Here is a 26464-nt window from a genome sequence, read left to right as displayed (position 1 = left end):
GTTTTAATACAGCCTAGATCCAGAATAATCCAAAAGTGTGATATGGAAAGGGGTGTCGATTTTACCACCGCTCAAAACCTGAGCGGCAGCGCAATGGACTAGGATCTAAGACAACAGATAATCGCGCCTATTAACGTGACCTAGATCACTTTTATTCGGTTACGGATCCTAACAGAGATCGGACTCGCCATGTCGCGATCAAAAAAGCCCAGCATCGCTGCTGGGCTTTCTATCACTTCTTATTGCGGTTTTTCACCATATCCATTAAGCGTTTACGCTGACGGGATTGAGATAATGTCAGCTTTTCTTTTTTCCCCTCATAGGGGTTTTCGCTGTTTTGGAATTGGATCTTTATTGGCGTGCCCATTATATCCAGGGTTCGCCGATAGTAATTCATCAAATAACGCTTATAAGAATCTGGTAGCTCTTTGACCAAGTTACCATGAACCACCACAATCGGTGGGTTGTAGCCGCCTGCATGCGCATATTTGAGCTTTACCCGACGTCCACGGATCATCGGTGGTTGATGGTCATCTTGCGCCATTTTCAAAATGCGGGTGAGCATCGCGGTTCCAACACGTTTTGTCGCTGACTGATACGCCTCTTGAATCGACTCAAACAAGTGACCGACCCCGGTGCCGTGCAACGCAGAAATGAAATGCACACGGGCAAAGTCGACAAAGCCTAAGCGACGATCAAGCTCTGACTTCACACGCTCTTTCACTTCACTGTCCAAGCCATCCCACTTGTTGACCGCCAAAACAATCGAGCGCCCAGCATTCAGTGCAAAACCAAGCAAGCTTAAGTCTTGGTCTGAGATATTCTCGCGTGCGTCGATGACCAATAACACCACGTTGGCATCTTCAATCGCCTTGAGGGTTTGGATCACCGAGAATTTTTCTACCTTGTCGCTCACTCGTTTACGACGTCGCACCCCGGCGGTATCAATCATCACGTATTCGCGACCATCACGCTCCATGGGAATGTAAATGGAGTCACGGGTAGTGCCAGGCATGTCATAAACCACCACGCGCTCTTCACCGAGCATGCGGTTCGTCAGGGTTGATTTACCCACATTGGGGCGGCCAATAATTCCAATTTTAATCGGTAGCGATTGTAAGTATTCATACTCGCTTTCCGCCTGCTCTTCGGTTTTTACCGCGTCATCATCACTGTCGAGCGTATCGGCTTCCTCGGTCAAATCGATCACGCCTGCTTGCGCATCGTCCTCATCAGCTGACACTTGCTCCACCAAAGGCGTCAACGCACGATTAATCAGGCCGCTCACACCTCGGCCATGTGCTGCAGCGATCTGGAACATGTTATCCATGCCTAACTGCCAAAAATCAGCCGTCGCCGTGTCTGGATCAATACCATCCACTTTGTTCACCACCAAGAAGGTGGTTTTTTCACGGGTACGAATATGTTGCGCAATATCCTGATCCGCTGGGGTCAGACCGGCTCGACCATCGACCATAAACAGTACGACATCGGCTTCTTCAATCGCCGCCAGCGACTGCTCTGCCATCTTGGTTTCTACACCTTCTTCGGTGCCGTCAATGCCGCCGGTGTCAATCACGATAAATTCGTGATCATCTAGCAATGCCTTGCCGTATTTTCGATCCCTGGTCAGTCCCGGAAAATCCGCTACTAATGCATCGCGTGTGCGGGTAAGACGGTTAAAGAGCGTCGATTTTCCCACATTCGGGCGCCCCACTAGGGCTATAACAGGAATCATGTAGACCTCTTCTTTTCATTCGCTTTATTAATAAACAAGGCTCCCGACTGTCTTGGCAGCCAGGAGCCTAAATATAGAACTGGATGGCTTCGCTTACTCGATACTCAGCTTTCTCAGTTGACCATCACGGGTGATCACAATATAGCCATCATCGGTTTGCACCGGTGCAACTGCAATCCCGTTCCCTTCCAGAGATTGTTGCGCGACAAAGTCACCCGTTTGCGGGTCAAGCCAGTGCAAGTAGCCTTGGCTGTCGCCGACCACCAGATAGCCGCCGCTTGCCGCAGGTGCGGTTAAGATACGGTAAGCTAGCTGTGTATTGCGCCACTTTTCTAGGCCGTTACGCGCATCTAACGCAACGACATTATCTTTATCATCAATAAGATAAATACTATTGCCTGCGACTAGGAAGTCTTTAGCAGAGGAAAAATCCCGCTTCCACGCCGCTTTCCCCGAGCGCAAATCAATAGAGACTAATTGGCCATTATAGCCTACTGCATACAAACGGTCGCCATCGATTACTGGGGTCGCATCCACATCCACTAAGCGGTCAATCTCGGTCGCCCCTTTTGGGGTCGAGATAGGGATCTGCCAAATTGAGCGGCCGGTTTCGATCATGGCCGCCCCTAGGCGTCCATTGGCCATCCCCCAGAATACCCCGCCGGAAATAGTCACTGGCGCACTTTCACCGCGTAGGCTCAAGTTCGGCACATCATTAGCGTTATTCCACTGTGGATCGCCCGATTCTGCATCCAGTGCCACTAACTCACCACGGCTGGTATTAACGATCACCAACCCAGCTTCCACCAAAGGCTTGGCCAGTACTTCACCATTCACGTTCTGTTGCCAAACCCGCTCGCCGGTTTCGGCATCCAGTGCGTAAACTTGACCGGTTTCACCGCCCACATACACTTTGCCGTATGAGGCGCTCAAGCCGCCAGAAAGCAACGCCGGTGTCTCGGTTTGTACCGACTGTTGCCAGACAGCGTCACCGCTTTCTAAATCAAAGGCGGCGACTAAACCTTGGCGGTCCGCCGCAAACACTTTGTCATACGCCACGGTAGGCTGGAGCGCGGAATAGTATTGGCCAACCCCGTCACCCACTTGTGCCCGCCAATGCTGGGTTGATGAAATCTCATTAGTCACTGAAGGCAGTGGCGCCATTTGCACCACATCTTCTTCACCGGCACAGCCTGCCAGTATTGCCATGGTCGTGGCCATTGCAGCCATACGCCATAATCGTTTTTTCATACCACGACCTTATTGACTCAGATTATCAAGCTTCATGTTAACGGTTGGGCTTTCCGCCGCCGCCAATGACGCTGCATACGCGTCTCGCGCTGCCTGCTTGTCGCCCTGACGAAGCAAGACGTCACCACGGATCTCTGCCACTTTCGCCGTCCAGCTTTCGGCGGTCACTTTGTCGAGTTCGTTCAATGCGGCTGAATAATTTTCCAACTCTGCCTCAACGCGCGCCAGTCGTGTGGTGACAAGTCCATACAGGGCGCCATCTTTCACGGCTTGCTGCGCTTTTTTGAGTTGCGCCTGGGCACTGTCCAGCTCTCCTTGCGCAACATGCTTTTGCGCCAGCTGTAATGCCGCCAAGGCACGATAACCTTCATGGCCTTCTAGCTCGCTCAGTGACACGGTATCACCGCTTTCAATGCCACTTAGCACCTGTTCATATTGCTGCGAGGCTTGCGCTTGGTTCGCCAGTTGCTGTGACTGGAAATAACGCCAACCATATAACGCACCCAAACCGACAACGGCACCGATTACAACGGCCTTACCATTGTCTCGCCACCACTTTTTAATGGCTTCAACCTGCTGCTCTTCTGTGGTGTAGACGTCCACGTTCTGTCCTCTTAAATCAATGCTTTTAGTGACGCGGCGATCTCATCCTGATTCAGTGTTTGTTGCTCGCCGCCTTTCAAATCTTTTAACGCCACTGTGCCGTTGGCGACTTCATCTTCGCCCAACACCAGCGCCACAGAAGCGCCGACTTTGTCCGCGCGCTTAAACTGTTTTTTAAAGCTACCACCGCCGAAGTGCGACATCACGCGTAGCCCTGGCACCTGCTCGCGTAGGCGCTCCGCCAGTTTCATCCCCACAGCCATGGCTCCTTCGCCGGCTGTGACCATATACACATCCACGGCCGGGCGGACATCATCTTGGTTAAGGTTTTCCAGCATTAGAACCAGACGCTCTAAGCCCATTGCAAACCCAACAGCAGGGGTTGCCTTGCCGCCGAGTTGCTCAACCAAGCCGTCATAACGGCCACCACCGCACACCGTGCCTTGCGCACCCAAGCTATCAGTGATCCACTCAAACACGGTCCGGTTGTAGTAGTCGAGACCACGTACCAAACGGTGGTTTACTTGGTATTCGATACCTGCCGCGTCCAAGAGTTCACACAAGCGCGCAAAATGCTGTTTTGATTCGTCATCCAGGTAGTCACCGAGCTGAGGTGCATCCACTAGAATGGCTTGGATGTCTGCGTTTTTGGTGTCCAGCACGCGCAATGGGTTGGTCTGCATGCGGCGCTTGCTGTCTTCATCCAACACAGATTCGTGTTGCATCAAAAAGTCCACCAGCGCTTGACGATAATTCGCACGCGCTTGTGGTGAGCCGATTGAGTTAAGCTCCAATCGCACATGTTCCGCAATGCCCAGCTCGCGCCACATACGTGCAGTCATCATGATTAATTCAGCATCCACGTCTGGGCCATTGAGGCCAAAGACTTCCACACCAAATTGATGGAACTGGCGATAACGGCCTTTTTGCGGACGCTCATGACGGAACATTGGTCCGATGTACCAAAGACGATGCTCTTGGTTGTACAGCAGGCCATTTTCAATCCCGGCTCGGACGCAGCCCGCTGTCCCTTCAGGGCGCAAAGTGAGACTGTCACCATTGCGGTCATCGAAGGTATACATTTCTTTTTCGACAACGTCTGTCACTTCACCAATGGCACGGCTAAACAAATGCGTCGCTTCCACAATAGGCATGCGAACTTCACTATAGCCGTAAGCGCTCACTACGTTTTTAATGGTAGATTCGAGCTTTTGCCATAAAGGAGATTGAGACGGGAGGCAGTCATTCATGCCTCGAATTGCTTGAATTGTTTTAGCCACGTTAACTTCCGTTACCGAAATGATATAAAAGGGGAGAAGGCCGCCTAACGGCTTAGCCTTCTTGATCGATTTGAGACACTTTGATGCGGTTGCGTTCATCCATCATCGCCGCTTTGGCGCGGATTTTGGCCTCCAACTCATCCACCAAGTTGTCGTTATTAAAGCGCTCTTTTTGGCGTTTACCATCGAGGTAATAAGCGCTGCGCTTGTTACCCCCTGCCAAGCCGAGGTGAGACGCTTCGGCTTCACCCGGGCCATTGACCACACAACCAATCACAGAGACATCCATTGGGGTCAGTATGTCTTCCACGCGCTGCTCGAGCGCATTAACCGTACCAATCACATCAAACTCTTGACGTGAACAACTCGGACAGGCAATAAAGTTCACACCGCGAGAGCGGATACGCAGTGATTTAAGAATATCGAAGCCGACTTTGATTTCTTCGACCGGATCGGCGGCGAGTGATACACGCAAGGTATCACCAATACCTTCCGCCAATAGCATCCCCAAACCAACGGATGACTTAACCGCACCAGCACGCGCGCCACCGGCCTCGGTGATACCAAGGTGAAGGGGCTGATCGATTTGCTGCGCGAGTTTGCGATAAGACTCAACCGCTAGGAAGACATCTGACGCTTTCACACTGACTTTAAATTGGTCAAAGTTAAGACGGTCAAGGATATCGACATGACGCATGGCCGATTCGACTAAAGCATCAGAGGTTGGCTCTCCGTACTTTTCTTGCAGATCGCGCTCCAGTGAGCCGCCATTGACACCAATCCGGATTGGAATGTTTTTGTCACGTGCGGCATCCACCACCGCCCGAATGCGCTCTTCTTTACCAATATTCCCTGGGTTGATACGCAAACAGTCGACACCATACTCCGCCACTTTTAATGCAATGCGGTAGTCAAAGTGGATGTCTGCGACCAAAGGGATCGAGGTTTGCGCTTTAATCTCTTTAAACGCTTCCGCCGCGTCCATGGTGGGTACCGATACCCGAACGATATCTGCCCCCACCCCTTCTAGCGCTTTGATTTGTGCCACAGTAGCGGCTACATCTGTGGTTCGCGTATTGGTCATAGATTGCACGGCAATCGGCGCGCCATCACCAATCGGCACATTGCCGACGTTGATGCGCGTTGAGGGACGGCGTTTAATGGGAGTTTCGTTGTGCATATCGACGTTCTCTGATTACTGCGGAAGGCGCAACCGAGCCACTTGACCGGTTGGGAAGCCATCAAGATCAATGTTGTCGCCATTAAAGGTGATTTTCACCACGCTGGGAGCACCCAATACCAATTGATACGGGATGTCACCCGTTAAGGTCACTTGCTCACCCTCAGATTTTATCCCGGTTGCCAGTCGTTCGCCATTGGCATCTCGCACATCTATCCAGCAATCACCACTAAAGGTCATCACTAGACGATTATTGACCGTACTGGCGGGGGCTTCATCCTCAGACGCTGGCGTTGGTTGTGCCTCAGGTTCAGTTTGCGTCATCGCCTCGTTCGTTTGCCCCGGCTCAACCGCCGTAGCTGATTCTGGCTCCGTCGACCCTGAGCGGTTCTCCTGATTAGATACCGGCTCGTTCGCGGTATCTTGTGTGTCAGTTTCTTGTAACTCCGCCCCTTGTGAGGCCGTCGAATCTGTCATCGCAGGCTCGGCCATCGCCGGTGCCTCTGCGGCAACCATCGCGCTATCTTGCTCTGATGGCGTAGTGACAAGTTCATCCGCTTGCTGGCTATCCAGCTGTGTCGGCACAGACGTCATGGCCTGCTGGTTCTGCCAATACCACACACCCGTGATCCCGACCGCAATAGCGATGATCACCCAAGACAACCACATCAGGCGGCTTTCACTTTTTTGCCGCCGTGTTTTGCGCGAGAAGCTTTGCATTTTTTGTACGGTGGCCGTACTGCTTGCTTCCATATTGCTATTACCTAAAAGCTGATCAGCGTCGATTTGCATCAGCTTGGCATAGGATCGCAAATAGCCACGTGTAAACGTGGCCAATTGATCCATGTCCGGATTGTTTTGTTCAAGATCCTCAATGACGCTGACCCGCAACCGAAGTCGGTCAGCCACATCTCGAACACTCCAGCCCATTTTCTCTCGCGCTTGCTTTAATACTTCCCCGGGCGCAGGTTGGGTATCAGATTGCGCTTGTTCTTCCGTCTGTTCAGTATTCATTCGCTAGGTACAATTGATATTCTTTGGATTCTGGAAACCGTTGCGCCAATCGCTGAGCGTCATGGGCAGCTCGCTCCGTGTAGCCTTGTTGCTGATACGCTTTCACTAGCAATAACAGTCCGGCAGGCTGAACACCAACACGTTGGTGGAGCCGCTTGATACGTGCGACGGCCTCTGCCACTTGCCCGGTATCTATTTCTAATTTGGCAAGTTGTAAACCAGCACGGACATTCAGCGGGTCGTGATCAACCGCTTTGCTAAACAAGGCTTTTGCGCGTTCTACGTGGCCAGCTTTTAGCTGACAAAACGCCGCGTTTTCATAACTGCCTGACACACGATGATAATACGGTTGTACGACTGCTTGCAAAAATGCGTCATTCGCCGCGGAAAATCGCTGTTGTTCGCACAAGAAAACACCGTAATTGTTATAGACATCACCTTTTTCAGACGCTTGCGCTAACGCTTGTTGATATAAGCGATCCGCTTTGTCGTTTTCACCGACACGTTGTTGATAATACGCCATCGACAGCGAGGTGCGATAGTAGTTAGGCGCATATTGGCGCGCTTGCTGCAAGTTTTGCTGCGCTTGTTGATAGCGATCACTGTTTAGATAGCCTAATCCCAGTGCAATGCGCGCCTCTGCGGCTTGAATCTTATCAAATTTCGTCTCGCTGTGTGGCGAACCTGACGATGAACATCCAGCCAACACCATCAGCACGCCCAATACCCAAACCGTTTTTGTCATGCCATCCCCTTGTCACCCTCTCATTTAGACGGGTCGAACAGGGATCACCTCCTGTGCGCCCAGTCGCTTCTCGGCACGTTTGGTTCGGTCGACAATATCACCGGCAAGTTGGCCACATGCTGCGTCAATGTCATCGCCCCGAGTTTTACGTACCGTCACCGTAAAGTCGTATTCCATTAAGGTTTTCATAAACCTATCAATACGAGAATTGCTCGGCTTGTTGAATGGCGATCCAGGATACGGGTTAAATGGGATCAGGTTAATCTTAGCTGGGGTGTCTTTTAATAGCTCTGCGAGTTGGCGCGCATGCTCCATATAGTCATTGACATGATCGAGCAAGATATATTCTACCGTCACACGGCCGCGGTTAGCATTTGAGGTTTCAATATAACGATGTACCGCATCTAAAAAGGCCTCAATATCCCAACGATCGTTAATCGGCATAATTTGGCTACGCAGCTCGTCGTTCGGCGCATGCAGTGAGATCGCCAGCGCGACATCTATTTTACCAATCATTTGCTCCAAGCCAGAGACCACGCCCGATGTCGACACCGTGACTCGGCGCTTAGATAAGCCATACGCATTGTCGTCGAGCATCAAATTCAGTGAAGGGAGCAGGTTTTTCATGTTGAGCAGCGGCTCTCCCATGCCCATCATCACCACGTTGGTGATCGGACGACGGCCCGTCTCTTTCTCAACGCCAATCTCTTTTGACGCACGCCATACCTGTCCGATGATCTCAGACACACGCAAGTTGCGGTTAAAACCTTGCGCCCCGGTTGAGCAGAACTTGCAATCAAGCGCACAGCCTACCTGAGAGGAAATACACAGGGTCGCGCGGTCATCTTCGGGGATATACACGGTTTCCACGTCTTGACCGCCCACACGCATTGCCCATTTGATGGTACCATCTTGAGAGTAATGCGCTTCACTGACTGCTGGGGCTCTAATTTCTGCCACCTGCTTAAGTTTCTCACGCAACTTCTTGTTGATGTTGTTCATTTCATCGAAGTTGTCGCAACCAAAGTGGTACATCCACTTCATGACTTGGTCAGCACGGAAGGCTTTTTCGCCGAGCTCATCAGCGAAGTAGGCACGCAATCCTTGCCTGTCAAAATCAAGCAGATTAACTTTCTCTGTCGTCATTGGGGTTGCCTCGTAGAAACTAGCTAGGTGGTAAGACTGAATCATCGCCTCACGCGTGCCGATACCTGACCTTGATCATAGCCAATATATCACCTCGGGACGCGCTTAAGGCGCGAAATTGTACAGGCTTTAGATCACAGTTTCCACTCTCTAACCGCGGGGTTATTCAATGTGACCGTCTGATATCGATAGGCAGAAAAAAAAGAGGCTGATGCCTCTTTTGGAAGATTAAATAGCAGGTGCTTGATTTAGCAGCGAGGATGAATTTCATCCGCGGTGAAAAAGTACGCGATTTCGCGCTCTGCCGACGCTGGGCTATCAGAACCATGCACCGAGTTGTATTGCATGCTTTCCGCATAGTCAGCACGCAAGGTGCCGCAAGCTGCTTCTTCTGGGTTAGTTTTTCCCATCAATTCACGGTAGCGGCTGATCGCGTGCTCGCCTTCGAGTACTTGCACCATGATAGGGCCTGATGTCATGAATCCAACCAGGGAGTCAAAGAAAGGCTTCCCTTGGTGCTCGGCATAAAATCCTTCTGCCTGCTCTTTGCTTAAATGGAGCATTTTCGCCGCCACGATACGCAAACCAGCACTTTCGATACGCTGATAAAGCGTGCCAATCAAATTACGCTCTACGGCATCAGGTTTAACGATAGAAAAAGTGCGTTCAATGGTCATTCGCTTGTCCTTTCACTGTCTGAATCTGGCCCGCTAGGGGCAACAACGCGCCTACCCTAGCAAATTTCGTCCTCTGTCCCTATGACCAATCGGGTGAAGCGTTAACTCACACAAAATTTTGTTAACCTTTCACCCGACGTGTCGATGGTTTATTTCGCTTGGTCGAGCAATACACGCGCCAAGGTTTTCACGCCCATGCCAGTCGCCCCAACGGCCCACTTATCGTTGGCCGCTTTACGATAGGTGCCCGAGCAATCAACGTGCATCCACCCTTTTTGGTAATCCTCAACAAAGTAGGAAAGGAACGCTGCTGCGGTGCTCGCGCCCGGCATGTACGCCCCCATTGACGCATTGGCGATATCGGCAAACGAGGAAGGAAGCAGCTGACGGTGGAACTCCGCCAATGGCAATGGCCACATGCCCTCGCCTTCTTTTTGCGCCGCATCAAGCGTGCGATGGGCGAGCTCATCATCAAAACTAAACAGGGCGTGGTAATCGTTACCCAGTGCCGCTTTTGCCGATCCGGTGAGCGTGGCGCAATCAATCAGCAGTTCAGGTTTTTGCTCGCTGGCATACATCAAGCCATCAGCGAGCACCAAGCGTCCTTCCGCATCGGTATTGAGCACTTCAACCGTCACACCATTTTTGTAAGTAATGATATCGCCCAGTTTGTAAGCGCTGCTTGAGATCATGTTCTCGGCACAGCAAAGTATCAATTTAACGCGCTTATTCAACCCTTTGGCAATTGCCATTGCCAGTGCTCCGGTCGCCGTCGCTGAACCGCCCATGTCCGCTTTCATGGTGGTCATAAAGTCAGAGCCTTTAATGCTGTAGCCGCCAGAATCAAAGGTGATCCCTTTACCCACCAAACACGCATACACAGGCGCGTCCGGATCCCCTGTCGGGTTATAGTCAAGTTGTAACATGGTTGGCTTGCGCGCGGAGCCACGACCGACGGTATAAATGCCATTCCAGCCTTTTTCTAACAGGTCGGTACCGGAAATGATTTTATAAGTGACCTGATCGGGTGCCATGGATTTCACAAATTCCCCCGCACGTGCCACCAGCTGATGCGGGCCGACTTCTTCTGCGGTTTGGTTGATGATATCGCGCACCCAGTCACCTACGGTTTGTCGAAGCTCGAACTCTTGCGTATCGTCCTCGTTCAACACGGTCTGCGTAAAGGCGACCTTATTCTTGGGCCCGCGAAGCCCTTGGTAAAATGCCCACACTAATTCAAGATCCCAATGCTCCCCGGTCAAGCTCAGAGCCGGGACGCCTTGCCCTTCAAGCTTGCGCGCCGCTTGTTGTACCTTGTCTCGCTGATTGGCATCGTTGGAGGAATGGATCACCGCTTTGTCGGTGTCAAAAGAGACCAGCGCATTATCGCCCCACTGTGGCGCCGCCGGTTGATGCGACAGAATAACCTTTAATGTATCTGACATGTTGCACTCCTTGTACTGTCTCGCTGCTTTTGCTGTACAGCGTGTCTCACTGAGCCCTCAGGCAAACGCCTGGACGCCTCAGCAATATGAAAAAAGCGAGCCTATTGGCCCGCTTTGAATGTATGTTTTATTGGCCACGGGTACTGTGCCGAGCCGGTGACGATAACACAAGCATCATCAATCACTCACGAGAGCTAGCCCTCAGTCTCGCTCATCCATCCAGCACATAATGATCGCCTCGAGAATGCGTTCATTGGAACGCTCAGGATCATCATCAAAATCATCCAACTCGGTGATCCACTGATGTAAATCGGTAAAGCGAACCGTTGTCGGATCCACATCTGGGTAGGCGTCACAAAGCTCAATAGCAATATCGAGTGAGTCTGTCCATTTTAAGCTCATCTTGCTTCTCCGTCCGTTGCAGCGTTAGATTAATGATTTTCGGCTGCGTGATTCAAGGTATAGCGCGGGATCTCTACCACCAGATCTTCGTCGGTAATTTTGGCTTGGCAACCCAAGCGTGACTCCGGCTCAAGCCCCCATGCCTTATCGAGCATGTCATCTTCAAGCTCATCGCTTTCATCCAATGAGTCAAACCCCTCACGGATCACCACATGGCAGGTGGTACACGCGCAAGACTTTTCACACGCGTGCTCAATGCCAATGCCATTTTTCAACGCCACATCGAGGACAGTTTCCCCTTCTTTCCCTTCCAGTTCCGCACCTTCTGGGCATAGCTCGTGGTGCGGCAGAACAATAATCTTAGGCATGATTACACCTCATCAATGGATTGGCCGGCCAACGCATTGCGAATCGATTGATCCATGCGGCGTGCCGCAAAAGTCTGGCTGGCTTTGTCTAATGCTTTGATCCCGGCTTCAATGGCGGCGCCATCATTGCCGTTGCGCAAGGCAATCAAGGCTTCTATTTCTTTCACCAACGCTTGCTGCTCGTCAGCATTGAGCAGGTTATCCCCGTCTTGTTGCATAGCAACTAGCAAGCCTTCGATCACACGATCGGCTTCCACACGCTGCTCCGCCAAGTAGCGGGCATCTTTGTCTTCTTCCGCGTGGGTAAATGACGATTTGATCATGGTGGCAATCTCGTCATCACTCAAGCCATAAGAGGGCTTCACTTGGATAGACGCTTCCACTTCGGTGGACTTTTCCATCGCCGTCACGGACAACAAGCCATCAGCGTCCACTTGATAGGTGACGCGAACATGGGCCGCCCCCGCCGTCATTGGTGGGATGCCTTTGAGACTAAATTGTGCGAGTGAGCGACAATCGTCCACCATTTCACGCTCACCTTGTACCACATGCACTTTCATGCCGGTTTGGCCATCTTTAAACGTGGTGAATTCTTGGGCTTTTGCCACAGGAATGGTGGTGTTGCGTGGGATAATTTTCTCCACCAAACCGCCCATGGTTTCAATACCAAGAGAAAGCGGGATCACATCCAACAACAACATGTCAGAGTCTGGCTTGTTACCCACCAAAATATCGGCTTGCGTCGCGGCACCAACGGCCACCACTTTATCGGGATCGATGCTGGTCAAAGGTTCACGACCGAAAAACGAGCCAACCTGTTCACGTACAGCGGGCACTCGAGTCGAGCCACCTACCATCACCACTTCCAGCACTTCATCAGCACTGACACCGGCGTCTTTTAATGCGCGGCGGCATGACATCAAGGTTTTCTTAATAAGTGGGGCAACCAGCTGATCGAACGTTTCACGGCTCAGCTCGCCTTGCCAGCCCAGCACATCGATGGACGCGCTGTCAGCAGAAGAAAGGGCAATTTTCGCCTGCGTCGCCGCGTGCAGCACGGTGCGGCGCTGATCGCCACTGAGGGTGTCAAACCCGGCTTGCTCACAAATCCATTGCTCGAGCAGATGATCAAAATCATCACCGCCCAACGCGGAATCGCCACCGGTCGCCATCACCTCAAACACGCCCTGAGACAGGCGTAGAATCGAGATATCAAAGGTGCCGCCGCCCAAATCATAGACCGCAATCACCCCTTCTTGGCCTGAATCAAGACCATACGCAATCGCTGCAGCGGTAGGCTCGTTAAGCAAACGCAGGACGTTGAGGCCCGCCAGCTTCGCCGCATCTTTGGTCCCCGCACGCTGTGCGTCATCAAAATAAGCGGGCACGGTGATCACCACACCTTCAAGCGCGTCGCCCAAACTTTTTTCCGCACGTTCGCGCACAGTGCGTAAGATATCGGACGAGCCTTGCACCGGATTAATCGCGCCACGACGGGTTTCCACTTGTGGCAAGCCATTTTCGGTTTGTGAAAACTGATAAGGAAGTTGCGGATAACGCGCTTGCACATCGTCTAATGAACGTCCCATCATGCGTTTGACAGACACCAAGGTATTGGCGCTATCCGTTTGCACATGCGGGAGGGCATCATAGCCCACGGAAATGGCATCATCACCATAATGGACCACAGAAGGGATCAGTGGCCGATCTTGCTCGTCGTTCAAGGTGGTTGCGGTACCGCTTCGTACCGTGGCCACCAAGGTGTTGGTGGTACCCAAATCGATGCCGACCGCGTGCTTGTGCTCATGCGGCGCGGCACTTTGACCGGGCTCTGAAATTTGTAACAGTGCCATGTCTAATCCTTAAACTTTACTGCGTTGACAGGCGAAAGGGCGATCAACTCATCAGCTGATCTTCGACACGCTCCACTTCATGGCGAAGCTTTTCTGCGAACTTGAGTTTGCGCACAATCACGGCGGCCTCTAGCCACTGTGACGCAGCCAATGCCTGTTTAACCTCGAGAATCAATGTGTCGTAGAGCGACTGGGCTTTTTCACCAAAATCAAACAGCGCCGCTTCATCTTGACTATCGGTAATCGACTCAAGTTCTTCACGCAACGTCATTTGCTGCATCAGAAACTCAGGATCCTGCATGGTTTGCTGTTCGTCTTTTAAGTCAATGCCTTGCAACGTCAGCATATACTCAGCGCGTCGAACCGGATCTTTTAACGTCTGAAACGCGTCATTTACTTGCGATGCTTTCTGTACCGCCTGCAGACGGGTTTTCTCGTCTTGGCTGGCAACATTATCGGGATGGTACTGGCGCTGCAATTCCCGAAACGTTGAAGAAAGCGAGCTACCGTCCAGCTCAAACTGATACGGTAGCTCGAAAAGTTCAAAATGATTCATGTGCTCTCACGGATTACACGTTGAAGCTTTCGCCACAACCACATTCACTACTCACGTTAGGGTTGTTGAATTGAAAACCTTCATTCAAGCCTTCTTTGACAAAATCCAGCTCTGTCCCTTCGAGATAGAGCAGGCTCTTACCATCGACGATTACCTTGACATCATCGTACTCAAAAACCTGATCGCCTTCTTGCAGCTCATCCGCAAATTCGAGTACATAGGCCATGCCTGAACATCCTGACGTTCTCACACCTAGGCGCAAGCCAATGCCTTTGCCACGGTTATTGAGAAACGCTCTGACGCGATCTGCTGCCGCCTGAGTCATGGTAATAGCCATATATCAACAACCCCTTCGTTTTACTGCTGGTGTTTTTTCTTGTAATCACTGACCGCTGCTTTAATGGCATCTTCCGCCAAGATTGAGCAGTGCACCTTAACCGGTGGCAGCTCTAGTTCTTCAGCGATCTCAGAGTTTTTGATCGCCGCAGCGTCGTCAATCGAGCGGCCTTTCACCCACTCGGTAACCAGCGAGCTCGAGGCAATTGCCGAGCCGCAGCCGTAGGTTTTAAACTTGGCGTCTTCAATGATGCCTTCGTCATTCACCTTGATTTGTAGCTTCATGACGTCGCCACACGCAGGGGCACCGACCATGCCATTACCAATCGATGGGTCGCCTTTCTCAAACGAGCCAACGTTACGTGGGTTTTCGTAGTGGTCAATTACTTTATCGCTGTAAGCCATAATCGTTTCCTCAATATGATTGCTCACTGTTGCCAGCTGGCGCGTTATTCGAGTTAGTGGTGCGCCCATTCAACGGTACTTAAATCGATACCGTCTTTGTACATGTCCCAAAGTGGTGACATTTCACGCAGCTTGTTGACTGCTTCACGCACTTTCTCAATCGCATAATCCACTTCTTCTTCGGTCGTAAAGCGACCAAATGAGAAGCGCAGCGAGCTATGTGCTAGCTCATCGTCGCGTCCAAGCGCACGAAGCACATAGGAAGGTTCTAGGCTTGCTGAGGTACACGCAGACCCTGACGATACCGCCAGATCTTTCAGTGCCATCAGCAAAGACTCGCCTTCAACAAATGCAAAGCTCACATTTAGGTTATGTGGAACACGCTGCTCCAAATCACCATTAACGTAAACTTCTTCTAAATCTTTCACGCCTTCGTAAAAGCGGTTGCGCAGCGCCAGTGCATGCTCAAAGTCTTTCTCGCGCTCTTCTTTGGCGATACGGAATGCTTCGCCCATGCCCACGATTTGGTGGGTTGGCAATGTGCCTGAACGCATGCCACGCTCGTGACCACCACCATGCATTTGCGCTTCAATGCGCACGCGTGGCTTACGGCGAACGTACAAAGCACCAATGCCTTTCGGGCCATACGCTTTGTGTGCGCTGAACGAGATCAAATCGATTTTCATCTCTTTGACGTCCAATGGCACTTTACCCACTGACTGTGCCGCATCGACGTGGAACATAATCTTGCGTTCGCGGCAAAGTTCGCCAATCGCAGAGATATCTTGAATCACGCCAATTTCGTTGTTCACGTGCATGATTGACACCAAAATCGTGTCGTCACGCATCGCCGCTTCGAGCTTCTTCAGATCAACCAAGCCATTTTCTTCCGGCTCAAGATAGGTAACCTCAAAGCCTTCACGCTCCAATTGACGGCAAGGGTCAAGCACGGCTTTATGCTCGGTCTTGCAGGTAATAATGTGCTTGCCTTTCTTGGAGTAGAAATTAGCAATACCTTTGATGGCCAAGTTGTCAGACTCAGTCGCCCCAGAGGTAAAAACGATCTCACGCGGGTCAGCATTGCAGTAGTTGGCAATGTTCTCACGCGCTGTATCAACCGCTTCTTCTGCTTGCCAGCCAAAGCGGTGTGAGCGAGAGGCCGGGTTACCAAAAAACCCGTCCATGGTCAGGTACTGACTCATTTTTTCAGCAACGCGCGGATCGACCGGACACGTGGCTGAATAATCAAAATAAATGGGCAATTTCATGTTTTTCTCCAATTACACCGACATTGGTCATCAGGAGCGAACGTTCACGCCTATGGTGGCGCTATCTTGTTTGACCTTCGAGCTAAATGTATTTCTGGGCGCCAATGAGGCATCCAGTTTAGCGTCCTGACGATCTGCTACTTGCTTCACTTCATTATCATGCATCAGCTCACCGAGCGTGATGTCGTTTAAAAAGCCGCTAATTCGGGCACTCAAGTCGTGCCACAGAGTATGTGTTAAACAACGGGTGCCGCCTTGGCAATCCGCTTTACCTTGGCACTTGGTCGCATCGACAGATTCGTCAACGGCGGCAATGACCGCACCCACGGCAATGTCATTTGCCGCAATACCGAGGCGATATCCGCCGCCGGGACCACGGACACTCGTCACTAACCCCGACTTGCGGAGCCGTGAAAAAAGTTGCTCAAGATAAGACAAGGAAATGCCTTGACGCTCAGAGATGTCCGCCAGTGGTACAGGACCCTGCTCGGCATGAAGCGCCACATCGAGCATGGCGGTAACCGCATAACGGCCTTTCGAAGTCAATCTCATAACACGCTACCTGTGGTGAATAGATGCTCAGATAGTTACATACCTGAGTAATTTGGTCAAGTATTTACCTGAGTATTTTTGTCAGGTTTTCACCCTAAGTTACGCATGCTCGGTTGAAAGGATCACTGAGCGCGATGATTATCGGTATTTTGCTCGCTCGATGCCGCTTGTTGGGTCACTTTTTCGATAGATGACAGCACACCCCGTAAAATATTTAACTCTTGGCTCTCTAGTCGCGCGCGGTTAAAGAGCCGACGTAACTTGGTCATTACCATCCCGGGATGCTGAGTACGAATAAATCCGGTCTTGGTCAGTACGGTTTCCAGGTGCTGATAAAATCGTGCAAGCTCTTCATTTAACGGGTAGGTTTGTTCAAGCGTGGGGCCTTGATAGGCTTGGCTGTCTAACCAAGCGACGCGCATTTCATAGCACAGGGTTTGTACCGCCATCGCGAGGTTTAGCGAGCTGTAATCGGGGTTGGACGGAATCGACACATGATAATGGCAGGTCTGTAGCTCTTCATTGGTCAAGCCTGTCCGCTCGCGACCAAAGACAATCGCCACCGGGTGAGTACTGGCTTCTTCCACGGCCTTTTTACCGCATTCGCGCGCATCCAGCATCGGCCACTCAAGTGTCCGGCTTCTGGCACTGGTTCCCACCACAAGACCACAGTCTGCTACTGCCTCTTCTAAGGTCCCGACCACCCGCGCATTGTTGGCGATATCACTGGCACCAGCTGCTAACGCAATGGCTTGGCCATCCACGTCACAGTCAGGCGCGACGAGGGTCATATTGCTAAGCCCCATGACTTTCATTGCCCTCGCGGCTGAGCCAATATTTCCGGAATGGGAGGTTCCCACCAATACGACGCGGATTTGATCTAGCATAATGTTGTTTTCGTCTCTTACGCTGTGCACCCTTGGTGGGGCGAGCAGGTGTCTGTCAGATCTGCGCAGTTTATCACAGTGCAATCGATAATACTTCTCAGCTAAGCGTGTCGCGTCGCTTCACGGACATGGCCGCGGTCAAAAAATACCCACTTTCCTTTTGCTCTGGCTCTGTTATACTCCGCCCCGCTTTCGTTCTTTAACATCCGTTGGGAAAACCGTATGCATCCGATGCTAAACATCGCCGTCCGTGCTGCACGGAAGGCTGGCGATTTTATCGCTAAATCTGCAGAAAACAGAGACAACATCGAAACCGCACAAAAAGGCAGCAATGACTTTGTCACTAACGTCGATAAAGGTGCGGAACAAATCATCATCGACATCATCAAAAAGTCCTACCCAGACCACACCATCGTTGGCGAAGAGTCAGGCGTGGCTGAAGGGAAAGATAGCGACTATCAATGGATCATCGACCCACTGGATGGCACCACCAACTTCGTTAACGACTTTCCGCACTTCAGCGTGTCTATCGCGGTGCGCATTAAAGGCCGCACTGAGATCGGCTGCGTTTACGACCCTATCCGTAATGAGCTATTCACCGCACAACGTGGTGCAGGCGCGCAACTCAACAACAAGCGTATTCGTACCGGCAGCGCCAAAGAGCTTGACGGCACCGTCTTAGCCACGGGCTTCCCTTTCAAAGCCAAGCAGCACGCAGAAGGCTTTATGGCGGTTGTGAGCGCGTTGTTTGTCGACTGTGCTGACTTCCGTCGCACCGGCTCTGCCGCGCTCGATCTTTGCTATGTCGCCGCAGGCCGTGTTGATGGCTTTTTTGAACTTGGTCTTAAACCGTGGGATATCGCGGCAGGCGAATTGATTGCCCGTGAAGCTGGGGCGATTTGTACCGACTTTAACGGCGGAACCGACTACATGCGTAGCGGTAACGTGGTAAGCGGTGCACCACGCGTCGTAAAAGGCATGCTGGCCAAAGTGCGCGAGAACGCCCCTGAGTCGATGAAAAAATAATGCTTCCCTCTGGGTATAAAAAAGCGACGCTCGGTGAGCGTCGCTTTTTTTATGCATTCAAATCACCGACAGCCTCTTTGAGACACGCACCCTGTTGAGCGCTTCACGCCGATAATAGCAACATCGCCCCACCATCATGCGGGCAGGGCGAGCGTATTAAGGCATCGCGTCGAATTCTTGCCCTTCTTTTTCCACTTCTGGCACCAAGAGGTGCTCGCGTGCAATTCCCAACTTCAATGCCAGTGCGGACGCCACATAGATTGAAGAGTAGGTACCCACGGTGATACCAATCAGCAAGGCCATCGCAAAGCCGTGGATCATGGTTCCACCCAAGGTGAACAGGGCAATCACCACAAATAATGTGGTGCCCGAGGTGATGGTGGTTCGGCTTAGCGTCTGAGAGACAGACGCATTAATGATTTCATCTGACTCGCCTTTACGCAGCTTACGGAAGTTTTCACGAATACGGTCGAACACCACGATGGTATCGTTCAACGAGTACCCCACCACCGTCAGCAACGCAGCGACAATGGTCAAATCCACTTCGACTTGGAACAAGGAGAAAATCCCCAAGGTAATGATCACATCGTGCGCCAGTGCCATCACCGCGCCCGCGGCCAAACGCCACTCGAAACGGAACGACACGTAGATCAGGATACAGACCAGCGCGATAATAATCGCCAACCCACCCGCTTCGGTCAGCTCGTCACCCACGTTCGGGCCGACAAACTCGATGCGGCGCATTTCTACCTGGTCACCCGTACCTGCTTTGATGGCATTGAGCACCTCGTTACCGAGGTTCTCACCTTCCATGTCATCACGCGGACGCAGGCGCACCATCACATCAGTGGCACTACCGAAGTTTTGTACCACGGCATCATCGAAACCGTCAGCCGCCAGTGACTCACGAATCTGCGGTAAGTCAGCGGGCTGTTCAAAGCCCACTTCTATCAAGGTACCGCCGGTAAAGTCGAGCCCCCAGTTTAACCACTTAGTGGATAGGGTCACCACAGACGCGGCAATCATGGCGATGGACAACACGAAGGCCAATTTAGACCAACGCATAAAGTTGATCGACATGTCCGGTTTAAATATTTGAAACATGCTTGGACTCCCTTAAATCGACAGTTTCTTGACGCGCTTACCACCGTACACCAGGTTAACCAGTGCACGCGTACCAATGATGGCGGTAAACATCGAGGTCAAAATACCGATCGACAGTGTCACCGCGAAGCCTTTTATCGCGCCTGTTCCCACAGCAAACAAGATGATTGCGGTGATCAGCGTGGTGATATTGGCATCGGCGATGGTACTAAACGCGTTAGAATAGCCACGGTCGATTGCATGTTGAGGATTACGGCCTTCGTGGATTTCTTCGCGGATCCGCTCAAAAATCAGCACGTTGGCATCGACCGCCATCCCCACTGTCAAGACGATACCGGCAATACCAGGCAGTGTCATGGTCGCCCCTGGGATCAGAGACATAATACCGATGATCAAGACGATATTGGCAAACAAAGCACAGTTGGCAAACAGACCAAAGCGGCGGTAGTAAATCAAGGTGAAGAGCATCACCGCCACCAAGCCCCAGATACAGGCTTGCACACCCATATTGATGTTTTGCTGACCCATTGATGGACCAATGGTGCGCTCTTCAACAATCGAGATAGGCGCAATCAAGGCCCCCGCACGCAGCAGTAGCGCCAAGTTGTGAGCTTCAGCGGCAGAGTCGATACCGGTAATACGGAAGTTACGTCCTAAAGCGGACTGGATCGTGGCTTGGTTAATCACTTCTTCGTGTTTTTCCAAGATCACTTTGCCGTCTTCATCACGCTCGCCGCTGTCTTTGTATTCAGCGAATACCGTCGCCATCAGCTCACCAATATTGCGCTTACTGAAGTCGGCCATTTTGTCACCGCCCTCGCTGTCGAGCGAGATATTAACTTGAGGACGGCTGTATTCGTCGCGTGACGAGCTGGCGTCAGTAATGTGTGAGCCGGTCAAAATGACGCGCTTTTTCAGCACGGCGGGACGGCCATCACGGGTACGCATCAGCTCGCTGCCTGGCGGTACACGACCCGCCATGGCGGCAGATAGGTCAGCGTCTTGATCCACTTCGCGGAATTCCAAGGTCGCGGTCGCGCCCAGGATTTCTTTCGCGCGCGCTGTATCCTGCACGCCAGGAAGCTCAACCACAATACGGCTTGCACCTTGGCGTTGAACCAAAGGCTCGGCCACACCCAGCTCATTAACACGATTACGCAGAATGGTAATGTTTTGCGCCACCGCGTAATTGCGAATCTCTTTGAGTCGCTCTTCTTTGTATACCGCGGCTAATCGCCCTTCATCTTCATCGACAGAAAAGTTCATGTCGAGGTAGTTGTTCGAGAGCAGCTCTAGGGCTTTATTGGTGTCTTCGGCATTACGCAGATTTACCACGACGCGGGTATTATCTTCTACACGCAAGCCACGATAACGGATACGGGCTTCACGTAAGTCGGTGCGGAAGCTGTCTTCTTGTTGGGTGATCAGCTTTTCTAATGCTGCATCCATGTCCACTTCCATCAGGAAGTGCACGCCGCCACGTAGGTCTAGGCCAAGCTTCATCGGGGTAGCACCCAGCGTATCCAGCCACGATGGCGTTGCAGGCGCTAAGTTTAAGGCGACCACATAATCATCACTGTCGAAACGCGACATCAAGGCATCACGGGCGCCGATTTGTGCTTCCGTGTCTTTAAAGCGGGCTAAGACGGTACCGTCTTCGAGCGCAATGGATTGGTAGGAAAGGTCGTTCGATTCGAGGGTCTGTTTGATGGAGTCCAACGCAGTCATATCTACCGAGGCGCCACGCGCCCCGGAAATTTGTACTGCTGGATCTTCACCGTATAAATTGGGAAGTGCATACACGATGCCAATAACCAGTGTTATTAGCACCATGATGTACTTCCACAAAGGATAACGGTTTAGCACAGCATGCATCCTTTATGGTTGCGAGAATTAGAGAGACTGGATAGTACCTTTAGGCAGTACTGCCGTCACGAAGTCTTTTTTGATGGTTACTTCGTTATTATCGTTGAGCGCAATCACAATAAAGTCATTGTCTTCAGCGATTTGAGTGATCTTACCCACTAGACCACCCCCCGTTAGCACTTCGTCCCCTTTGCTCATAGATGCCATCAGGTTTTTGTGCTCTTTGACACGCTTAGATTGCGGGCGGTAGATCATAAAGTAAAAAATCACCGCAAAGAGACCAAGCATGATAAAAAGCTGCATTCCGCCACCTTGTGGTCCGGCTTCAGCGGCTGCGTGAGCTTGTGAGATAAACATTCAATCACGTCCTCGTTCTAGTTGTTGAATTCGAAATTAGTCGAGCGGCGGCACTTCTTTGCCACGACGCGCGTAGAAATCCGCTACAAAGGCATCTAATCTACCTTCGTCAATCGCGTTACGCAAACCTTCCATTACACGCTGATAGTAGCGCAAGTTGTGGATAGTATTGAGTCGCGCGCCTAGGATCTCATTACAGCGGTCTAAATGGTAGAGGTAAGCACGGCTGTAGTGGCGGCAAGTGTAACAGTCACACTCAGGATCCAAAGGCGAGGTATCACTTTTATGTTTCGCATTACGGATCTTGATCACACCGCCAGTAATAAACAAGTGGCCATTACGTGCGTTGCGTGTCGGCATCACGCAATCAAACATGTCGACGCCGCGACGAACACCTTCGACCAAATCTTCAGGTTTTCCTACGCCCATCAGATAGCGGGGCTTATCGTCTGGCAGCTGCGGGCAAGTGTGCTCCAAGATGCGGTGCATGTCTTCTTTGGGCTCCCCGACCGCGAGTCCGCCGACGGCATACCCATCAAAACCAATCTCGGTGAGGCCTTCTACCGACACATCACGCAAGTCCTCGTAGACACCGCCTTGTACAATCCCAAACAAGGCATTTTTGTTACCTAGTTTGTCGAAATGATTGCGACTACGTTTTGCCCAGCGCAATGACATTTCCATCGACTTTTTCGCTTCGGCGTGTGTCGCAGGATACGGCGTACACTCATCAAAAATCATCACGATATCTGAACCCAAGTCATATTGGATTTCCATCGATTTTTCCGCGTCCATAAAGATGCGATCACCGTTCACTGGGTTGCGAAAGTGCACCCCTTCTTCGGTGATTTTGCGGATATCGCCCAAACTGAACACTTGGAAACCACCTGAGTCGGTCAAAATAGGGCCATGCCACTGCATAAAGTCATGCAAATCCCCGTGCAGTCGCATAATTTCCTGACCAGGGCGTAGCCATAGATGGAAAGTGTTCCCTAATAGGATCTCCGCCCCCGTCCCTTTCACTTCTTCAGGCGTCATCCCTTTAACGGTGCCATAGGTGCCTACCGGCATAAAAGCCGGGGTTTCTACCGTGCCGCGTTCAAAAATTAAGCGGCCACGGCGAGCGCGTCCGTCGGTTTTTTTCAGTTCGTATTCCACGAATCCTCCTCAGTGCCAGAGAAACAGTCTGGCGTGTGTCTTATGCTAACAGATTGACCCTGCCGCAAGCATAGCGCACACAGGCATGAGAGCCCGTGTCCTCATTCTGTCGTCAGTTGTGCTGACGGGTAATAAACATGGCATCGCCATAGCTGAAAAAGCGATAGCGCTCTTCAACCGCGGCACGATAAGCCGCCATGGTGTGTTGGTAACCAGCAAAGGCACTGACCAACATAATCAATGTGGATTCCGGTAGGTGGAAATTGGTCACTAACACGTCAACCAGTTGCCACTGGTAACCCGGATAGATGAAAATCTGCGTATCATTAAAAAACGGGGACAGTGGCTCACCTTTTTGCTTGGCCGCCTGTGCCGCACTTTCCAGTGAACGCACCGAGGTGGTTCCCACCGCAATCACCCGCTTACCTTGTGCTCGTGTTTGATTGACCGCGTCAACCACTTCTTGAGGCACTTCAGCATACTCAGCATGCATGGTGTGCTCTTCAATGTTGTCGACCCGAACCGGTTGGAACGTTCCGGCTCCCACGTGCAAGGTGACAAAGGCAATATTGACGCCTTTTTCTTTAAGCGCTGTCATAATGGCATCGTCAAAGTGTAGGCCCGCAGTAGGCGCAGCGACTGCCCCAGGTTTCTGGTTATACACGGTTTGATAGCGCTCTTTGTCGCTCTCTTCATCAGGGCGGTCGATGTATGGCGGCAACGGCATATGGCCGATGTCGTTAAGCGTATCCACCACGCCTTTATCGCTGTTTAGCTGGATTTCGAACAGAGCATCATGGCGTGCCACCATCTGAGCCGCGACTTGTCCCTCATCGCCGAGGAAAAGCTCAGCCTCGGGTTTCGGAGCTTTAGAGGCACGCACATGAGCAAGGAAGCGCTGCTCGTCGAGCACACGCTCCACCAGCACCTCAATTTTTCCGCCTGAGGCTTTGCGCCCATACACACGCGCCGGGATCACGCGCGTGTTGTTGAACACCATCAGATCACCCGGCTCAACCAGCTCGAGGATGTCTTTAAACTGACGATGTACCACCTCGCCGCTGGTGCCATCGAGCGAGAGCAAGCGGCTCGCGCTGCGATCCGGTTGCGGATAGCGCGCAATCAACTCATCGGGGAGTTCAAAGTGAAAATCGGATAATTGCATGACCTTTGCCTAGATAAAAAGCAGGCCGCTAGTATAGGTAGCCCACCGTGAAGATCAAGCAAGCTGTAAGCTTGATTCAGGCATGGTTTACACTGGTACCCTTGGGCTCCACGTTTGCCTCGATGCACGTCGTTATCTTGATGCATATCACGTCTAACCCAGCACAACTGCACTACAGTAAAAGTAACCCTGTGTACTGACGACAAGGAGGTGCCATGTTTGTTGTTGATGATATGATGACCCGGCATCCACATACGCTTAGCCCTGACCACACACTTGACGATGCCCACCGTTTAATGCGCGCCGAGCGCTTCCGCCATCTCCCTATTGTGGATGATGATGAGCGTTTGTTAGGACTGGTCACCCAAAGAGATGTGCTATCAGCGCAAGCCTCATCACTGGGCAAGACCACCAATGGCGATCACCAGATCCATACTCCCCTATCACACTTTATCGAGCGACAACTGGTCACGGTCGATCCTGGCGCATCCTTACGAGCGGCAGCGCTAACCATGTTAGAGCGTAAAATAGGCTGTTTGCCGGTAGTGAAACACCAACGTTTAGTTGGGATCATCACCGACAGTGATTTTGTCGCCATCGCGTCGACACTACTCGAGATCCAAGAAGAAAGTGAACCGGTTGAAGAAGGCGAGTAAATTAAAAAAGGGAGTGCGAAACTCCCTTTTTATGAGGTTGATAACGGGTATCGCCTGACTAGAACTGATCTTCTTCCGTCGAGCCCGTCAATGCCGTCACCGATGACTGGCCACCTTGGATAATATTGGTCATTTGATCAAAATACCCGGTGCCCACCTCTTGTTGGTGTGCGACAAAGGTATAGCCATGCTCAGCGGCAGCGAACTCGGGGCGCTGAACCTTTTCAACATAGTGACGCATGCCCTCACCTTGCGCATAAGCATGCGCCAAGTCGAACATGTTGTACCACATGTTATGAATACCCGCTAAGGTAATGAACTGGTACTTGTAGCCCATGTCTGACAGCTCTTGCTGGAAGCGTGCAATCGTCTCTGCATCCAGGTTTTTCTCCCAATTGAAAGACGGTGAACAGTTATAAGCCAGAAGCTGGTCTGGGTACTGAGCATGAATAGCTTCAGCAAACTGTCGTGCTTCTTCCAAGTCCGGTTTCGCGGTCTCGCACCAAATCAAATCGGCATAAGGCGCATAGGCTAGGCCGCGCGAAATGGCTTGCTCAATCCCAGGGCGCACGCGATAAAAGCCTTCGGCTGTGCGCTCACCAACGATGAAGTCCTTGTCGTATGGGTCGCAATCTGAGGTCAATAGATCCGCGGCGTTGGCATCAGTACGCGCAATCACCAGCGTATCGGTGCCCGCCACATCCGCGGCTAAGCGCGCCGCCACCAATTTTTGTACCGCCTCTTGGGTTGGCACCAATACTTTTCCGCCCATGTGGCCACATTTTTTCACTGACGCGAGCTGGTCTTCAAAGTGCACGCCTGCCGCGCCAGCCTCAATCATGTTGCGCATCAGCTCGTAGGCGTTAAGCACGCCACCAAAGCCTGCTTCGGCATCGGCCACAATCGGCAAGAAGTAATCCGTGCCCTCCTCTGGCGAACTGCCTTTTGACCACTGAATCTGGTCGGCGCGGCGAAAGGCATTGTTAATGCGCTTAACGACAGCGGGAACAGAGTCGACCGGATACAGGGATTGGTCTGGATACATGCTTGAGGCGGTATTGTTGTCCGCCGCCACCTGCCAACCGGATAGATAAACCGCCTCAATACCCGCTTTGGCTTGCTGTACCGCTTGACCGCCTGTCAACGCGCCCAAGCAGTTCACGTAGCCTTTTTTCGCACTGCCGTTGACCAAATCCCATAGCTTGGCAGCACCACGCTTGGCGATCGTATTCTCCGGCACAAACGAGCCACGCATGTTGACCACTTCTTCAGCCGTATAGGGGCGCTTAACCTGTTTCCAACGCGGGTTTTCCGCCCAATCCTTTTCCAGTTCAGCGATTTGTTGTTGGCGAGTCAAAGTCATGTTCCATTCCTCTTTGTTAGTAGGGCTTTACCAGCCCCTTACTGTCATTCCATGTTTGTTATT

Annotated in this window: 27 protein-coding genes; 2 read left to right on the top strand and 25 right to left on the bottom strand. The window is 51.8% G+C overall.

Annotated elements, in window-relative coordinates; genetic code table 11:
* Positions 1-232 precede the first annotated feature (232 nt).
* The 19 genes from der to trmJ all read right to left on the bottom strand — a co-directional run bounded on the left by der (position 233) and on the right by trmJ (position 17706).
* Complete coding sequence (gene der, locus C7A19_RS04060) at positions 233-1738, bottom strand: ribosome biogenesis GTPase Der (protein ID WP_116644242.1); 1506 nt, start codon at positions 1736-1738, stop codon at positions 233-235.
* 93 nt (positions 1739-1831) lie between these two features.
* Positions 1832-2989, bottom strand: coding sequence for an outer membrane protein assembly factor BamB (gene bamB / locus C7A19_RS04055; RefSeq protein WP_116644241.1), 1158 nt, complete (start codon positions 2987-2989; stop codon positions 1832-1834).
* Positions 2990-2998: 9 nt separating this feature from the next.
* The gene (locus tag C7A19_RS04050; protein ID WP_116644240.1) at positions 2999-3592 is read right to left on the bottom strand and encodes a tetratricopeptide repeat protein; all 594 of its coding nucleotides are present in this window, start codon (positions 3590-3592) and stop codon (positions 2999-3001) included.
* Between the two features lie 11 nt (positions 3593-3603).
* Positions 3604-4872, bottom strand: coding sequence for a histidine--tRNA ligase (gene hisS / locus C7A19_RS04045; RefSeq protein WP_069363244.1), 1269 nt, complete (start codon positions 4870-4872; stop codon positions 3604-3606).
* A gap of 52 nt (positions 4873-4924) precedes the next feature.
* The gene (gene ispG, locus C7A19_RS04040) at positions 4925-6052 is read right to left on the bottom strand and encodes a flavodoxin-dependent (E)-4-hydroxy-3-methylbut-2-enyl-diphosphate synthase (RefSeq protein WP_069363245.1); all 1128 of its coding nucleotides are present in this window, start codon (positions 6050-6052) and stop codon (positions 4925-4927) included.
* Between the two features lie 15 nt (positions 6053-6067).
* A complete protein-coding gene (rodZ, locus tag C7A19_RS04035; RefSeq protein WP_116644239.1) occupies positions 6068-7066 on the bottom strand; it encodes a cytoskeleton protein RodZ in 999 nt (332 codons plus the stop codon).
* Positions 7056-7811, bottom strand: coding sequence for a type IV pilus biogenesis/stability protein PilW (gene pilW, locus C7A19_RS04030; RefSeq protein ID WP_116644238.1), 756 nt, complete (start codon positions 7809-7811; stop codon positions 7056-7058). Before pilW ends, rodZ begins: the two co-directional genes overlap by 11 nt.
* 24 nt (positions 7812-7835) lie before the next feature.
* Positions 7836-8957: a bifunctional tRNA (adenosine(37)-C2)-methyltransferase TrmG/ribosomal RNA large subunit methyltransferase RlmN gene (locus tag C7A19_RS04025; protein WP_116644237.1), complete on the bottom strand. Its 1122-nt coding sequence runs from the start codon at positions 8955-8957 to the stop codon at positions 7836-7838.
* Between the two features lie 248 nt (positions 8958-9205).
* Entirely contained in the window at positions 9206-9634 is a 429-nt protein-coding gene (gene ndk / locus C7A19_RS04020; RefSeq protein WP_077673405.1) for a nucleoside-diphosphate kinase, read from the bottom strand.
* A 149-nt stretch (positions 9635-9783) separates the two neighbouring features.
* Positions 9784-11079: an aminopeptidase PepB gene (gene pepB, locus C7A19_RS04015; RefSeq protein WP_116644236.1), complete on the bottom strand. Its 1296-nt coding sequence runs from the start codon at positions 11077-11079 to the stop codon at positions 9784-9786.
* Between the two features lie 201 nt (positions 11080-11280).
* A complete protein-coding gene (gene iscX, locus C7A19_RS04010; RefSeq protein ID WP_046075004.1) occupies positions 11281-11481 on the bottom strand; it encodes a Fe-S cluster assembly protein IscX in 201 nt (66 codons plus the stop codon).
* A gap of 29 nt (positions 11482-11510) precedes the next feature.
* Positions 11511-11849 (bottom strand): ISC system 2Fe-2S type ferredoxin, encoded by a 339-nt coding sequence (fdx, locus tag C7A19_RS04005; protein ID WP_069363251.1) that lies wholly within the window; start codon positions 11847-11849, stop codon positions 11511-11513.
* A 2-nt stretch (positions 11850-11851) separates the two neighbouring features.
* A complete protein-coding gene (hscA, locus tag C7A19_RS04000) occupies positions 11852-13702 on the bottom strand; it encodes a Fe-S protein assembly chaperone HscA (RefSeq protein WP_116644235.1) in 1851 nt (616 codons plus the stop codon).
* A gap of 43 nt (positions 13703-13745) precedes the next feature.
* Entirely contained in the window at positions 13746-14258 is a 513-nt protein-coding gene (hscB, locus tag C7A19_RS03995) for a co-chaperone HscB (RefSeq protein ID WP_116644234.1), read from the bottom strand.
* Positions 14259-14271: 13 nt separating this feature from the next.
* Positions 14272-14595 carry an iron-sulfur cluster assembly protein IscA gene (gene iscA, locus C7A19_RS03990; RefSeq protein ID WP_046075008.1) on the bottom strand — a complete coding sequence of 108 codons (324 nt, stop codon included), beginning with the start codon at positions 14593-14595 and terminating at the stop codon, positions 14272-14274.
* Between the two features lie 20 nt (positions 14596-14615).
* Positions 14616-14999, bottom strand: a complete 384-nt coding sequence (gene iscU, locus C7A19_RS03985; protein WP_069363254.1) for a Fe-S cluster assembly scaffold IscU — start codon at positions 14997-14999, stop codon at positions 14616-14618.
* A 53-nt stretch (positions 15000-15052) separates the two neighbouring features.
* Complete coding sequence (locus C7A19_RS03980; RefSeq protein ID WP_077771563.1) at positions 15053-16267, bottom strand: IscS subfamily cysteine desulfurase; 1215 nt, start codon at positions 16265-16267, stop codon at positions 15053-15055.
* Positions 16268-16297: 30 nt separating this feature from the next.
* Positions 16298-16819: a Fe-S cluster assembly transcriptional regulator IscR gene (gene iscR, locus C7A19_RS03975; RefSeq protein ID WP_069363256.1), complete on the bottom strand. Its 522-nt coding sequence runs from the start codon at positions 16817-16819 to the stop codon at positions 16298-16300.
* Between the two features lie 122 nt (positions 16820-16941).
* A complete protein-coding gene (gene trmJ, locus C7A19_RS03970) occupies positions 16942-17706 on the bottom strand; it encodes a tRNA (cytosine(32)/uridine(32)-2'-O)-methyltransferase TrmJ (RefSeq protein ID WP_077650347.1) in 765 nt (254 codons plus the stop codon).
* Between the two features lie 222 nt (positions 17707-17928).
* Between trmJ and suhB the strand changes: the two genes are divergently transcribed.
* Complete coding sequence (gene suhB / locus C7A19_RS03965) at positions 17929-18732, top strand: inositol-1-monophosphatase (protein ID WP_116644233.1); 804 nt, start codon at positions 17929-17931, stop codon at positions 18730-18732.
* A 156-nt stretch (positions 18733-18888) separates the two neighbouring features.
* Here suhB and secF read toward each other — a convergent pair whose 3' ends face one another.
* From secF to queA, 5 genes are all read right to left on the bottom strand, one after another.
* On the bottom strand, positions 18889-19836 hold the full coding sequence (gene secF / locus C7A19_RS03960) for a protein translocase subunit SecF (RefSeq protein WP_069363259.1): 948 nt from the start codon (positions 19834-19836) through the stop codon (positions 18889-18891).
* Positions 19837-19848: 12 nt separating this feature from the next.
* Positions 19849-21702, bottom strand: coding sequence for a protein translocase subunit SecD (gene secD / locus C7A19_RS03955; protein WP_116644232.1), 1854 nt, complete (start codon positions 21700-21702; stop codon positions 19849-19851).
* Between the two features lie 27 nt (positions 21703-21729).
* The gene (gene yajC / locus C7A19_RS03950) at positions 21730-22059 is read right to left on the bottom strand and encodes a preprotein translocase subunit YajC (protein ID WP_021022912.1); all 330 of its coding nucleotides are present in this window, start codon (positions 22057-22059) and stop codon (positions 21730-21732) included.
* Positions 22060-22095: 36 nt separating this feature from the next.
* A complete protein-coding gene (tgt, locus tag C7A19_RS03945) occupies positions 22096-23217 on the bottom strand; it encodes a tRNA guanosine(34) transglycosylase Tgt (RefSeq protein ID WP_116644231.1) in 1122 nt (373 codons plus the stop codon).
* A 112-nt stretch (positions 23218-23329) separates the two neighbouring features.
* Positions 23330-24382 carry a tRNA preQ1(34) S-adenosylmethionine ribosyltransferase-isomerase QueA gene (gene queA / locus C7A19_RS03940; protein WP_116644230.1) on the bottom strand — a complete coding sequence of 351 codons (1053 nt, stop codon included), beginning with the start codon at positions 24380-24382 and terminating at the stop codon, positions 23330-23332.
* 215 nt (positions 24383-24597) lie between these two features.
* On the opposite strand from queA, the gene C7A19_RS03935 reads away from it, so the two are divergent.
* On the top strand, positions 24598-25038 hold the full coding sequence (locus C7A19_RS03935; RefSeq protein ID WP_077484548.1) for a CBS domain-containing protein: 441 nt from the start codon (positions 24598-24600) through the stop codon (positions 25036-25038).
* Between the two features lie 58 nt (positions 25039-25096).
* Here the strand turns inward: C7A19_RS03935 and aceA are convergent, their stop codons facing one another.
* Positions 25097-26401, bottom strand: coding sequence for an isocitrate lyase (gene aceA, locus C7A19_RS03930; protein WP_069363264.1), 1305 nt, complete (start codon positions 26399-26401; stop codon positions 25097-25099).
* Between the last annotated feature and the right edge of the window lie 63 nt (positions 26402-26464).

The organism is Salinivibrio sp. HTSP, assembly GCF_003390965.1.
Classification (GTDB): Bacteria; Pseudomonadota; Gammaproteobacteria; order Enterobacterales; family Vibrionaceae; genus Salinivibrio; species Salinivibrio kushneri.
This window is presented reverse-complemented; position numbering and strand designations above follow the sequence as displayed.